Raw genomic sequence first — 13,688 nt, forward strand, 5'->3', positions numbered from 1 at the left:
ATACTGATTAAAGATTATAAAACTTCATTGCATTCAAACCCATGATCGCCTGCTTTTCATCGCTGCTCAAACTATCAATGAATCCTGTTACCAAGTGGAGTACCTGGCCATAATTTCCAGCTACCAGACAAACGGGCCAATCGGAACCGTACATTATCCTATCCGCCCCAAAAGCATTGAGTGCCAGTTCCATATAGGGGTAGATTTGTTCAGATGTCCAATGCTGATAGTCCGCTTCAGTAATCATACCGGATAATTTGCAATATACGTTTTCATGTTTCCCAATTTCATTCATTAAGACTGCCCAGCCATCATAGTACTGATCCTTTATATATGGTTTAGCTATATGGTCTATTACAAATTTTTGATGAGGAAAATGCCTGACAAATTCCAACGTAGCCCCTAATTGGTGGGGAAAAATCAGGATATCATAGGTGTAATCGTATTTTTCCAGATATGATATTCCTTTTAAAAAGTCTGATCGCAATAAAAAATTGTGATCTGCCTCTCCTTGCACAATATGGCGCCATCCTTTGATTTTCTTTTGATGATGATACTTTTCTAACGTCCCATCTATGCTACTATCTCTTAGATCTGCCCACCCAACAACACCTTTAATGAACTCATGCTCCGATGCAAGCGAAAGGAGAAAATTTGTTTCATCAAGTGTCTGATCGGCCTGTACTGCGACGCAGCCATCAATACTATGCTGTTTGTAAACTTTCTTAAGATCTGAAGGTAAAAAGTCTTTCCGAATAATGGCCATATCGTCATCAATCCAGGAATGTTTATCACTATTGTAGATCCAAAAATGCTGATGTGCGTCTATTTGCATTATTCACAAGTTATTATTGGCTAACAAAATACCATTATTTTCAATTAGACCGCTGGCACCTTAAAGCGATATACCCCGTTTCCAGGGAATAAAGTCGTCCTGTCCAAGTCTGACTGCTGCCGGAATTGCTTCTCCACTGGCCACTTTTATGATATATTCTAAAAGTTCTTCGCCTTTACTTTCTATTGTAGCTTCTCCGGTGATTATATCCCCCGTATTGAAATCGATAAGATCTTTCATTCGTTCACTCAGGGCGTTATTACTACTCATTTTTATTACCGGAGCCACGGGATTTCCTGTAGGTGTCCCAAGACCCGTTGTAAACGCAATGATATTGCAACCAGATCCTGCAAGGCCCGTAGTGCTCTCAACATCATTACCAGGAGTGCATAAGAGGTTTAAGCCTTTTTTGGTGGACTTTTCAGTATAATCCAGGACCTGAGTAACCAATGATGAACCTCCTTTCTTAGCCGCACCGGCAGACTTTATTGCGTCTGTTATTAGTCCGTCTTTGATGTTCCCCGGCGACGGATTATTAGCAAAGGCAGAGCCCAATGCCTCTGCCCGGGCAGAATAGCGATCCATAAGTTCAGCAAACTTAGCTGCGTCATCATTTGTAGCACAACGATTAATCAGCTCTTGTTCCACCCCATTTAATTCGGGAAATTCCGATAAAATTGTAGTGCCTCCCAAGCCAACTATTAAATCTGATGCATGTCCTAATGCCGGGTTGGCCGATATTCCAGAGAAGCCATCAGAACCTCCACATTCCAGACCCAGGACCAATTTGCTCAATGGCGCAGGCATTCTATTTACTTTATTTGCTTCCGTAAGACCTATAAAGGTCTGTTTCACTGCTTGTTCTATAAAATGCCTTTCACTTTTACTCTTTTGCTGTTCAAGGATATAAAGTGGTTTGGAGAAATTAGGATCTCTCTGTGCAATTCCTTCCTGCAGTGCTTTAACTTCCGCATTCTGACATCCCAAACTTAGCACAGTAGCTCCTGCGACATTTGGATTAGTAATATAACCTGCCAAAAGATTGCATAGTGTTTCAGAATCTAAACGAAACCCTCCGCAACCTCCGTCGTGCGTTAAAAATTTAATACCGTCAACATTAGAAAAAACCCTGTTTTGCTTCACATCTTCAGCGCTCAGTATAATCTCGGACTCCAAAAGCTGTTCTGTGGTAGCTCCTTTTTTGTAACGGTCTACCAGGGTATCTGTATCTACTATAAAATCTGTTGTGGTAGGGTAACCCAAAGATTTTAGTAAGGCAGATTTTAGTACTTCAACATTTCTGTTTTCACAAAAGACCATAGGAATTACAAGCCAGTAATTTGCTGTGCCTACAGACCCGTCGGCCCTGTGATACCCTTTAAAATATCGATTATTCCAACGCTCAATATTGGGGGGCTGCCATTGCGCCTTCTCACCTCCCAAACCATATTCGGCTGAGGCATGAATTACATTAGTTGTAGTTAGTACCTCTCCCTTCGAAATGTCTGTAGTGGCCTTTCCAACCAAAGCACCGTACATGAAAATTTCATCTCCAGCCTTTAGGGCATTGAGTAGAAATTTATGTTTTCCCTGAACATCCGTTACAAGCGAAAAATTATTCTTATCAATGTGTATTTCGGTTCCTTTTGAAAGATCTTTCAAGGCTACCAAAACATTGTCTTTTTCATGTAATCTTAAATAAGGTACTTTCATCAATCTGCTTTTGCGAAACGACTTATGATATTGATTATATAAATTATTACCTAACCCACTAAAATTGGCACAAAGCCGATCAGATAGTGAATAAGATCGAAAGTAAATAAACTTATTTAAATTCTAATAATTAAGTAATTTACATAAAATAGTTTCGTAAACAGATTTTTAAATTTGGATGAACTTATTATATGCTACCTAATCTGGAAACTTACTTTTAGTAACATTGGATATGAAAAGAAAATGTAAAGCGGCAATTGCTACAGGTGATGGGAATTTTATAATAGACTATGTCAGCCTGAGTGAGCCGGGACCGGATGAGGTTTTGGTAAAAATAAAGGCAGCAGGTTTATGCCATACAGATTACGATTCCCTTAGTTGGGGTAAGCCCATAGTAATGGGGCACGAAGGCGCCGGAATCATTTCGGCCGTCGGAGCAAAAATAACCGATTTGGTTGTTGGCGATTCCGTGATTCTAAATTGGGCTACACCCTGTAGAAACTGTTTTCAGTGCAAGCTAGGTAATGAACATATTTGCGAGAAGAATTCACCGGTAATTGCCGGGGGGAATGGGTATACTGAAGGGCATGCGCATCTGGATGGAACTACTTTCAGGGGAGAACCAATAGAACGCTCATTTAATCTGGGGACGTTATCCGAATATGCTCTGGTAAAGGCTTCTGCAGTTGTTCAAAACCCATCACAGGAAATGCCTTTTCCAGCTGCCAGTATCATTAGTTGTGGGGTAATGACCGGATATGGGTCTGTAGTGAACTCGGCAAAAGTCTTACCGGGAAGCTCTGTTGTGGTTCTGGGAACAGGAGGTGTTGGTCTGAGTGTTATTCAGGGGGCAAAAGTTGCTAATGCAAGCAGGATTATAGCTGTTGATATTAATGAAGACCGCCTTCGGTTGGCCAGGAAATTTGGAGCTACAGATGTAATAAGGGCGGAAAAAAAAGACAAGGGGCTTTTGGAGGCCGCCAAAGCCGTAAAACAATTAACTGATGGCAGAGGAGCAGACTATGCATTTGAATGCACAGCAGTTCCTGAACTGGGCGCAGCACCTCTGGCAATGGTTCGAAATGCCGGAATGGCGGTACAGGTTAGTGGGATAGAGCAGGAGATCACAATTGATATGAATTTGTTCGAATGGGACAAGATTTATATTAATCCACTTTATGGAGGATGCAATCCAACAAGAGACTTTCCAAAAATTGTAGCGCTTTATGAAAGGGGAGAACTATTACTAGACCAAATGGTAACACAAAAATATGCTCTTGATGATCTTAATATGGCATTCCAGGATTTGTTAGAAGGAAAGAATGCAAAGGGAGTTGTTGTATTTGATTAATTTTAACCATGTTCAGGACATCAGAAATCTCAGACCCTCAGTACGCAAGTAATAATCTGAGGTTTATAACGGTAAAATCTCAGCAGCTTAAAGGAAGGGGCGATATTTGCGTTTTTGTTCCTCCTTTAGATAATCTTAATGAAGTTTCATTAGTGATTCTATTACATGGTGTCTATGGCAGCTCCTGGGCCTGGTCACAAAAAGGAGGGGTGCATGTCACTGCATGGGAGATGATGCAAAAAGGGTTGATAAAACCGATGGTAATCGCTATGCCTTCAGATGGCCTTTGGGGCGATGGTTCCGGATATATGCCTCATGCCGATAAAAATTATGAAAAGTGGATAGTAGAAGATGTACCAAATGCAGTGATGCAACACCTTCCTATGGTTACTGCTAAGTCTGCACATTATATCGCTGGCTTATCTATGGGTGGTTTTGGAGCTTTGCGCCTTGGAGTGAAATATTCTGAAATATTTTCTGCGGCTTGCGGTCATTCTTCAATTACTTCCTTAGATCAGATGCAATTATTTGTAGAAGAATCCATAGAAGAATATTTACAGGAAGATAAAACTGAAAACTCGGTATTTGGAATTATCCAAAAAAATACAAACCGCTTGCCAAGGATTAGATTCGATTGCGGAACTGAAGATCCACTATTAGATCATAATAGATTACTACATCAACAATTATTGAAAAACAACCTTGAGCATATTTATGAAGAATTTGCCGGTGGCCATGAATGGGCGTATTGGGAGGAACATATAAAGAAGACCTTGCTTTTCTTTGAAGGAATTCATTAGATACTTCCGTTTTGAGGTATCACGGTTGCTGTTTTTAAGTGCTTTTGTCTTAATTTAGAAAATCATAGCAGATTTAATCTTCTTTATGATCAGATTTCCGCAAAGGATCAAAAGGTTTACTAGAGAAGATTCACTTAAGGTTAGTATCGTTTGATGCCGTAGAGGGGATTATCTGTGTGCAAAAAGTTTTGAAACGACCTAAAAACAATTGATGGAGCAGAAATTAGCGAAAAAAATAAATGATAATGGCATAATTGCCGTTTTGATAATTGATGAATTAAAGCATGCCATACCCCTGGCAAATGCACTTTTAAAGGGAGGGGTTAGTATTATTGAACTCACATTGCGAACCCCGGTGGCCATTGATGCTGCCAGAGCCATCAAAAGAGAGGTGCCGGAAATTACCCTGGGTTTTGGAACCGTACTAACCACAGAACAGGTGAAGGCAGTTGTTGATGTAGGTGCCGATTTTGCCGTTTCTCCAGGCTGTAACCCGAAAATCATTGTTGAAGCGCACAAACAAGGCTTACCATTTGCACCTGGGGTCATGACTCCTACCGATATAGAACTGGCCGTACAAGAAGGGTGTCGAATCCTTAAATTCTTCCCTGCGGCAACCGCTGGGGGGATGAAACACTTAGAAAGTATGTCGGCTCCATATCAGCATTTGGGTTTAAAATTTATCCCTTTGGGGGGATGCAATATTAACAATGCCGAGTCGTATCTTAGGTCTCCGTTGATTACTGCAATAGGGGGGACCTGGTTGGCAAAGCGCCCCTTAATTCTCTCTGAAGACTGGGACGCCATTACAAATAATGCATCTGAAATTAGAACACTTATTAACCAAACAAGAGGAAATCTGTAAGATAGCAAGAGCGCTTATTATCGATTTTATTACCACATTATTATATTGAATTTAAAATGAAAACAATTGTAACATTCGGAGAAATAATGGGAAGGTTAGCCGCCCCCGGGAATTTACGGCTGCGTCAAACACGTAATTTAGAAGTTACCTATGCAGGGGCCGAGGCCAGTGTGGCGGCTTCGATTTGTAATTATGGGGGTAAAGCACGTTACGTGACTGCCCTCCCTAAACATGCTCTTGCGGAAGCCACATTGGATACTGTTAGATCAGTAGGAATCGATACAGATTTTATCTTGCGAACAAATGATGGTCGGTTGGGATTGTATTTTCTCGAGACAGGTGCAAACCAGCGACCCAGTAATGTAGTTTATGACCGGGCAGATTCAGCGATATCTATAACCCCGGCCGACCAGTACGACTGGAAAGGTATTTTTAACGGGGCTCAGTGGTTGCACTTGAGTGGCATAACTCCTGCTTTGTCAAAAAATGCAGCTGAAGCCACTTTGGTGGCAGCAAAGGAAGCAAAAGCGGCTGGGGCATCAGTTTCAATAGACCTTAACTTTCGGGGAAAACTATGGAAATGGGATCCCTCAAAATCTGCTCATGAATTGGCACAGGAAACCATGCGGGGAATCTTGCCTTTTGTTGATGTAGTTGTAGGTAATGAGGAAGATTGCCATGATGTATTGGGAATACAGGCCGGTGATACTGATGTACATTCAGGGACATTAGATACATCCAGATATCCAGATGTGGCTAGACAGGTGGCGAAACAATTTCCAAATCTCAGTAAGATAGCCATTACCCTCCGTGAGAGTCTATCTGCAAGTCATAACAATTGGGGGGCGATGCTTTATGATGCTAAGTCAGACCAACCATTTTATGCGCCTTTAAACGATGAGGGAAATTACCAGGCCTACCAAATCAGGAATATCGTTGATCGGGTGGGGGGAGGAGATTCTTTTGCTGCTGGGTTAATTTTTGCCATGACTACTCCGGAATTGAATGATACTCAGACAACAGTAGATTTTGCAGTGGCAGCCTCTTGTCTTAAACATTCAATAAAAGGGGATTTTAATTACAGTACCAGAGCAGAAGTAGAAAAGCTGATGGGCGGAAACGCCTCGGGCAGGGTAGTGAGATAAGATTTGTACTTAGTTGTCAAAGCTGCCATTCAAAATTGTTTGGATCACAATTTTCAACTACCTATTATTAAATGTGCGTAACTCTTGAAATGAATTATAAATACACATGTTTCTGCATCTTATTATTGTTATGCTACAACAGTTGTAAAAAAAATGACCAGCTCCCTCAGGAAACACCCAATATTGTGTGGCTGGTATCTGAGGATAATTCCAAGCATTTTTTAAGGCTGTATGATAAGGACGGGGCACCTATGCCCCATATTGAGGCCCTGGCAAAAAAAGGAGTCGTATTCAACAATGCATTCTCTAACGCCCCCGTATGTTCTGTAGCCCGAAGTACGATAATTTCAGGATGTTACGCTCCCCGTGTAGGGGTGCAATACCATCGCAAAATGTCATTGGCACCTATGCCAGAAGGTTTAAAAATGTTTCCCGAATATTTAAGGGAGGCCGGTTATTATACTACAAACAATGCTAAGGAGGATTATAATTTTATTAAGTCGGATAGCGTATGGGATGAATCTTCAAAGGAGGCAACCTATAAAAATCGGAAATCGGGACAGGCTTTTTTCCATGTTCAGAATTTTCATGGCACCCATGAAGGACAATTGCACTTTAGCAAAACCCATATGGACAGTAGCACAACCAGAACCCCAATAGATAATGTTGCGGTTTTTCCTTACCACCCAGACACTCCTACCTATCAATTTACGAATGCCTACTACAGAGATTTGCATCAGAAAGTAGACATGCAAATAGGGGATTTTCTTGATCAGTTGGAAAATGATGGTTTAATGGATGATACTATCATCTTTTATTATGGAGACCATGGAGGAGTACTCCCCAGAAGCAAAGGTTACATATATGAAAGCGGGCTGCACGTACCTATGGTGGTATATGTTCCTGAAAAGTGGAAACATTTGGCCCCTCTCAAAATGGGAAGCAGAACCGATGCTTTTGTGCAGTTTATTGACCTGGCCCCGACGGTTTTGAATTTGGCAGGGGTAGATCTTCCCAATCAAATTGACGGCAAACCCTTTCTGGGGAAATCAGTGACCAATGAACATTTTAATCAAAGAAATACCGCCTTCGGCTATGCAGATAGGTTCGATGAAAAATATGACCTGGTACGCTCTGTTCGAAAAGGAAATTATAAATATATCCGTAATTATCAACCATTCAATATAGATGGTCTATATAACTTTTATCGTTATAAAATGCTCGCTTATAGAGAATGGGAAGAGCTTTTTGACAAAGGCGAGCTCAATGAAGCACAGGCACAATTTTTTAACTCACGCTCGGCCGAGGCATTATACAATATAGAAGAAGATCCGCATGAAATCCATAATCTGGCCAGAGATAAGTCTTATGAAGGGATACTCCATGAACTTCGGACAGCTCTGCAGTATCAGGTAAAATCCATGCCTGACCTGAGTTTTTATCCCGAGTCCTATTATTTGGATAAGGGTATTGCGAACCCGGTTGCTTTTGGACAGCAAAATAAAATTGAAATATCACAATTAGTTGATATAGCAGATCTTAGTCTTACCACCTTCTCAAAAGCACAGAGCAAATTGGAAAACGCGCTTAACTCGGAGAATTCCTGGAAGCGGTATTGGGCCCTCATTGTTTGCAGCTCTTTTGGAAAACAAGCCGCTCCTTTCTTTAGAATTGCGGAGGAAATGGCTGTAAATGATAAGGAAAATCTAGTTCGTATAAGAGCTGTGGAATTTTTAGCATTAAATAAAAGATCCATGCCAAAGGGGATATTGAAGGAGATCGTTAAAGGGGCCAGGACCGAGAGCGAAACCAACTTGGTGTTAAATAGTATTGCGCTTTTGTCTACTGTGAATCCAGACCTTGAAATTCATATCTCCAAGTCGCTTTTCCCTTCGGATTGGGTAGATCGGGAAGGGGATTTGGTGAACCGTAGAATAGACTTCATCAATGGTAATAATAATCCATAATACAATAAAATGAAAAGAAATTTCAAATTCGAATTCTTGCTGTGTTTGATGGTACTGCTTACAATTAATTCTTGCAAAACCGATAAGGAAAAGGGGGAAGTATCCGATGATAAAGCCGGGCCTAACATTGTTATTATCTATGCAGATGATTTGGGTTATGGAGAATTGGGTGTCTACGGAGCAACGGAATTGAAAACCCCTAATCTGGACAGGCTGGCTAATGGCGGGTTGCGATTTACAAATGGATATGCCTCCTCGGCAACCTGTACACCCAGCAGGTACGCGCTGTTAACAGGAGTTTATCCCTGGCGCAACAAAAGGGCAAAAATCCTTCCGGGCACTGCACCTTTAATAATAGATACAGCACAACTAACCCTTCCGAAAATGTTAAAGAAAAAAGGGTATCATACCGGGATAGTGGGTAAATGGCATTTGGGATTAGGAGATGGAAATGTGGATTGGAATAAAAGAATTGCTCCGGGACCCAATGAGGTTGGCTTTGATTACAGCAATATTTTGGCAGCCACCCAGGATAGGGTGCCGACTGTTTATATTGAAAACGGTCATGTAGTTAATCTTGACCCCAATGACCCGATAGAAGTAGATTACCAGAAAAACTTTAAAGGGGAACCAACGGGGCTTGATAACCCGGAAATGCTCAAAATGAAGTGGCATCACGGACACAATAACAGCATTGTAAACGGAATTCCCCGTATTGGATTTATGAAAGGAGGAGCAGCTGCACTTTGGGTTGATGAGGATATGGCGGATTATTTTTTAAATGAAGCCCAGCAGTATGTTAGAGCGCAAAAGGAGCAGCCCTTTTTTCTCTATTATGCTTTGCAACAACCCCATGTTCCCCGAACCCCGCATCCGCGTTTTGTAGGTAGTTCTGGGATGGGTCCCAGGGGAGATGTGATTGTAGAGGCAGATTGGGTAGTTGGAGAGTTGATTAAGACCCTGGAGACTGAAGGGGTATTAGATAATACCTTGATTATTTTTTCTAGTGACAACGGCCCGGTTTTAAATGATGGCTATTATGATGATGCTGTAGAGAAGGTAGGAAATCACCAACCAAAAGGCCCATTAAGGGGAGGTAAGTATAGTCTTTTTGAAGCTGGAACCAGAGTGCCTTTCTTTACTTATTGGAAAGGAACAATTAAACCTGGGACTTCTGATGCATTGGTGTCTCAATTAGATATATTCTCTTCAATTGCGTCTTTAGTTGGCAGTGATTTGGAAGGCGAAGACAGCAAGGATATCTTAAACACCTTTTTGGGTAAGAGTGATATGGGAAGGGATGAACTTGTTTTGGAAGCCACCTCCAGAACAGCATATAGAAAGGGGGACTGGGTGATGATTCCTCCTTATGATGGTCCGGCAAAAAATATGCAGGTTGATATTGAACTCGGAAATGATAAGGAATACCAGTTATATGATCTAAAAAACGATATTGGCCAGGAAATCAACCTTGCGCACAGCAATCCGGATAAACTGGAAGAAATGATAAAGGCTTTTGAACAAATTAGAGGCGAAGGCTATAAAAAAGTGGAGCAACTGGAGCTGAAATAATTCTAATAAACTAATAAAGAATTTTTGGTGAAAAAGCAGAATTCCCTAAATTAAATCCAAATAAATCTAATTGCTATGGAAGAGGTAAAGGATCTGGCCGAGGTGAACGAGCTAATTACTGAACTATTTAAACTTCCCAATTCTCAGGAAGAATGGGAACAATATAGATTAAGCGATGACCAGGTAGATCATTTTCATGAATTTGGTTACCTGGCAGGAATCAAAATGCTTGATGATGTACAGGTTGAAGTACTTAGAAAGGAACTTGCCGAAATCATGGATCCTGAGCACCCTGCCCATCATTTGTTTTATGAGTTTCACAGCAATGAATCTGAGGATCCGAATGCAGTACTTTTCCATTCTTTAGGACATTGGCGGATTACCGAAGGTTTTCATGATGTATTGTGGAACCCTGCTTTTATTATGGCGGCACACCAATTGCTCGAAAATAAACCAGTAAGATTCTGGCACGACCAGTTGTTCTGTAAACCAGCCCGGCATGGCGGCGTAGTAGCCTGGCACCAGGACTATTCTTACTGGACAAGGACTATAGCTATGCAACATCTTACATGTTGGACGGGGCTTGATGATGCAACTGTGTCTAACGGATGTCTGCACTACATCCCAAAGAGCCACAAATGGGGTTTGCTGGATGCACCTTCACTAGCTGGTGATATGGACGGATTGATGGACTATCTTTCCCCTGAACAAAAAGCTGCCTTTGAACCAGTTCCTGTTGAATTAAAAAAGGGGTATGCCACCTTTCACCATCCGCTTATGGTTCATGGGTCTTATGAGAACAAATCCGATATAAGGAGAAGGGCTTTTGTGCTAAACGTTTTTGCAGATGGTACTGTGAGCAACACCAATTATGAATTACTTCATGGAGTTCCGCCTATTGCGAAAGGTCAAAAGATGCAAGGGAAGTTTTTTCCGCTTCTTTTTAAGGGTCTTTAATCGGGATCCACAAACCTTAGAACAAAGAGATCAAAAAATTTAATATACCTATACTTTCCACTTGAGTAGGTTTCAAAAAAAAACAGCCTCCAATTTATGGAGGCTGTTATATAACATTTAAGAAATAATCTTATTTTTTGATCAGCGGCACAGTGAAGCTAGAGCCCTTTGATTGCAAGATCAGATAGTAAACACCATTGTTCTTGTTGTCAAAGGAATCCAGGTTAAACTCTGCATTATCCCCTGCTCTGTCAACAGATATTTTCCCGGTTTCTACCTCTGCACCAGAAGTGCTGATTAGACTATAGAAAACATCTCCTACAACTTCTTCCGGCACTTTTACCGAGAATCTGCCATCTTTAACTGGGTTAGGGTAAACATAAACCTGACCAATTGCTGACTTCGCAGTAGATGTACCTGCTGTGAAGTTTATTGTTGCACTTCCCAGCTTAGTCCCAGTCCTGTTACTTCCGGACCAGGCCTCAGCCAATAAGGTATAGGAACCTGAAGGGAAATTGACTCCAACGTAATTTCCACCATTATCTGCATAAAGTGCATAAGGAGCTGTATTCTCTGTCCAAACTCTGTTCAGACGACCAGATAATCTAAAGTATACACTCTTAGTGCCGCTAAATGAAGAGTTTGCTCTTATGTTCTTATCATTGGGTGAACTAATATTACTGCCATTAGACAGTGTACTCACCACACTGTTGGTACTGGCATTTATCAGGCTAAACGTAACTCCTCCTCCAGATGGTGGTGGTGGCGGTGGTGGTGGGTTACCACTACCTACTGTAATATTAACAGTAGCCGAGGTAGTTGCCCCATCATTATCTGTAACAGTTGCTCTGATTGCGTAGCTGCCTGCAGCAATGTTAGATATAACGTATGGAGTAAAGAAAGTACCGTCAGTATCTCTAAGAACATTGTTCACAAAAATCTGGTGTTTTACAACACTTCCGTCAGAATCACTGGCTGATAATCCAACACTTACATTACTTCCTACGGCAAAATTTTGACCATTATTTGGACTCGTAATACTAACCACAGGAGGATTATTACCTCCTGTTGGTGGTGGTGGTGGCGGTGGTGGTGGATTACCACTACCTACAGTAATATTTACGGTTGCTGATGCTGTTGCACCTTCATTATCTGTTACGGTAACTCGTATAGCATAACTACCCGCAGCAATATTTGATATTTGGTGTGCCGTATAATTGGCCCCATCCGTGTCTTTAAGAGCACCATTTACATATACCTGATGTTTTGCGATACTTCCATCAGAATCACTAGCAGAAACTCCAACTGTTACCGTACTTCCGGTATTAAAGTTCTGTCCGTCCGCAGGATTGGTAATGCTGACTGTCGGAGCATTATTCTCTCCTGATGGTGGCGGAGGTGGTGGTGGTGGTGGAGAGCCTCCTCCTCCTACTGTGATATTAACAGTGGAAGAAGCAGTCTTGCCCCCGTTATCTGTTACTGTGGCTCTTATGGCATAACTACCAGCAGCAGCGTTTGTCATGGTATATGCAGAATAGTTTGCGCCATCAGTATCTTTCAAGACATTATTTACAAAAATCTGATGCTTAGAAATACTTCCGTCAGAATCACTCGCATTTAATGAGACCGTTATATTGCTTCCTGTGTTAAAATTTTGACCATTGCTGGGACTAGTAATGCTAACAGTTGGAGCGTTATTCTCGCCTGATGGTGGTGGTGGCGGTGGTGGCGGTGGTGGTGGTGTTGAACTACCATCGCAATTCGTTTGAGTCCTGGATAAACTTTGAGCAGAACTTGCTGAAATTGATGTTCTATGAAGTACCATACGGTCTATTAGGTGGCCATTAGACCTTCCTGAAACCTGAATACGGTAAACACCGGGAGAATTAAATACTGCATAGACCTGGTGTGGATCAAAATCACTGGTTTGTGTTGACCAACTCCAGTTAATAGTATTGGTATACACCTTAAACCAACCTCCTCCACTGGCACCTTCGGGATTAGGAGTTTTACCAGATCCTTTAGGATAAACCCTGCTATTTCCCCTTAGACCGTAAAAATCAGAGGCGTCCGGGAATTTTAACCAGGAATCATTGTGCTCAGTTGAAGCATTACTACTCGCCAGAACACCAATTTTGTTGCGCCATTGAAAACGGTAGGTTCCCGGGGTATTAATCCGAACCGTATATGTAACAATATTATTTCCGGGGCTGCCAAAGTAGTTAGTACCTTCATAGGAATTGTATCCGCTTCCGGTATAACCAGACTGGCTGGATCTCTGAGCCCAACCTGGGCCATCGACAGATTCAGCTTCTATCACAGCTATCCCGTTTACTTCCTGAAACTGAGCTCCGGTACATTGGGCCTGTATCTGATAAGCAAACAAAGCTGTTAAACAAATAAAAAGAGTAGTTTTTAACTTCATAAGTTAATTGTTTGTGGGGTTAGTAAAAATTTAGAATAATTATCGAGAACGAGAATAA

Annotated in this window: 10 protein-coding genes; 7 read left to right on the forward strand and 3 right to left on the reverse strand. The window is 41.5% G+C overall.

Annotation, left to right across the window (positions count from 1 at the left end):
* Positions 1-7: 7 nt before the first annotated feature.
* Both J1G40_RS13415 and J1G40_RS13420 read right to left on the reverse strand, forming a co-directional pair.
* Entirely contained in the window at positions 8-835 is an 828-nt protein-coding gene (locus J1G40_RS13415; RefSeq protein ID WP_265243161.1) for an amidohydrolase family protein, read from the reverse strand.
* A 60-nt stretch (positions 836-895) separates the two neighbouring features.
* Entirely contained in the window at positions 896-2,548 is a 1,653-nt protein-coding gene (locus J1G40_RS13420) for a UxaA family hydrolase (RefSeq protein ID WP_265243162.1), read from the reverse strand.
* 232 nt (positions 2,549-2,780) lie between these two features.
* Here J1G40_RS13420 and J1G40_RS13425 point away from each other — a divergent pair, with 232 nt between their 5' ends.
* The 7 genes from J1G40_RS13425 (at position 2,781) to J1G40_RS13455 (ending at position 11,205) form a co-directional block, all read left to right on the forward strand.
* A complete protein-coding gene (locus J1G40_RS13425; protein WP_265243163.1) occupies positions 2,781-3,899 on the forward strand; it encodes a zinc-binding dehydrogenase in 1,119 nt (372 codons plus the stop codon).
* Positions 3,900-3,907: 8 nt separating this feature from the next.
* Complete coding sequence (locus tag J1G40_RS13430) at positions 3,908-4,699, forward strand: alpha/beta hydrolase (protein WP_265243164.1); 792 nt, start codon at positions 3,908-3,910, stop codon at positions 4,697-4,699.
* A gap of 211 nt (positions 4,700-4,910) precedes the next feature.
* Positions 4,911-5,564, forward strand: a complete 654-nt coding sequence (locus J1G40_RS13435) for a bifunctional 4-hydroxy-2-oxoglutarate aldolase/2-dehydro-3-deoxy-phosphogluconate aldolase (RefSeq protein WP_265243165.1) — start codon at positions 4,911-4,913, stop codon at positions 5,562-5,564.
* Between the two features lie 56 nt (positions 5,565-5,620).
* A complete protein-coding gene (locus J1G40_RS13440; protein ID WP_265243166.1) occupies positions 5,621-6,709 on the forward strand; it encodes a sugar kinase in 1,089 nt (362 codons plus the stop codon).
* A 185-nt stretch (positions 6,710-6,894) separates the two neighbouring features.
* Positions 6,895-8,676, forward strand: a complete 1,782-nt coding sequence (locus tag J1G40_RS13445) for a sulfatase (RefSeq protein ID WP_265243167.1) — start codon at positions 6,895-6,897, stop codon at positions 8,674-8,676.
* A 9-nt stretch (positions 8,677-8,685) separates the two neighbouring features.
* A complete protein-coding gene (locus tag J1G40_RS13450) occupies positions 8,686-10,248 on the forward strand; it encodes a sulfatase family protein (protein WP_265243168.1) in 1,563 nt (520 codons plus the stop codon).
* A 75-nt stretch (positions 10,249-10,323) separates the two neighbouring features.
* Positions 10,324-11,205 carry a phytanoyl-CoA dioxygenase family protein gene (locus J1G40_RS13455; RefSeq protein ID WP_265243169.1) on the forward strand — a complete coding sequence of 294 codons (882 nt, stop codon included), beginning with the start codon at positions 10,324-10,326 and terminating at the stop codon, positions 11,203-11,205.
* Between the two features lie 130 nt (positions 11,206-11,335).
* Here J1G40_RS13455 and J1G40_RS13460 read toward each other — a convergent pair whose 3' ends face one another.
* Positions 11,336-13,630: a T9SS type A sorting domain-containing protein gene (locus J1G40_RS13460; RefSeq protein WP_265243170.1), complete on the reverse strand. Its 2,295-nt coding sequence runs from the start codon at positions 13,628-13,630 to the stop codon at positions 11,336-11,338.
* Positions 13,631-13,688 lie beyond the last annotated feature (58 nt).

Origin of the sequence: Muriicola sp. Z0-33, assembly GCF_026126425.1 — a bacterium.
Taxonomy (GTDB): domain Bacteria; phylum Bacteroidota; class Bacteroidia; order Flavobacteriales; family Flavobacteriaceae; genus JAFMPW01.

What these genes read in the sequence shown, in the direction of transcription:
- J1G40_RS13415 (WP_265243161.1), bottom strand. Translation starts at nt 835, where the DNA reads ATGCAAATAGACGCACATCAGCATTTTTGGATCTACAATAGTGATAAA.
- J1G40_RS13420 (WP_265243162.1), bottom strand. Translation starts at nt 2,548, where the DNA reads ATGAAAGTACCTTATTTAAGATTACATGAAAAAGACAATGTTTTGGTA.
- J1G40_RS13425 (WP_265243163.1), top strand. Translation starts at nt 2,781, where the DNA reads ATGAAAAGAAAATGTAAAGCGGCAATTGCTACAGGTGATGGGAATTTT.
- J1G40_RS13430 (WP_265243164.1), top strand. Translation starts at nt 3,908, where the DNA reads ATGTTCAGGACATCAGAAATCTCAGACCCTCAGTACGCAAGTAATAAT.
- J1G40_RS13435 (WP_265243165.1), top strand. Translation starts at nt 4,911, where the DNA reads ATGGAGCAGAAATTAGCGAAAAAAATAAATGATAATGGCATAATTGCC.
- J1G40_RS13440 (WP_265243166.1), top strand. Translation starts at nt 5,621, where the DNA reads ATGAAAACAATTGTAACATTCGGAGAAATAATGGGAAGGTTAGCCGCC.
- J1G40_RS13450 (WP_265243168.1), top strand. Translation starts at nt 8,686, where the DNA reads ATGAAAAGAAATTTCAAATTCGAATTCTTGCTGTGTTTGATGGTACTG.
- J1G40_RS13455 (WP_265243169.1), top strand. Translation starts at nt 10,324, where the DNA reads ATGGAAGAGGTAAAGGATCTGGCCGAGGTGAACGAGCTAATTACTGAA.
- J1G40_RS13460 (WP_265243170.1), bottom strand. Translation starts at nt 13,630, where the DNA reads ATGAAGTTAAAAACTACTCTTTTTATTTGTTTAACAGCTTTGTTTGCT.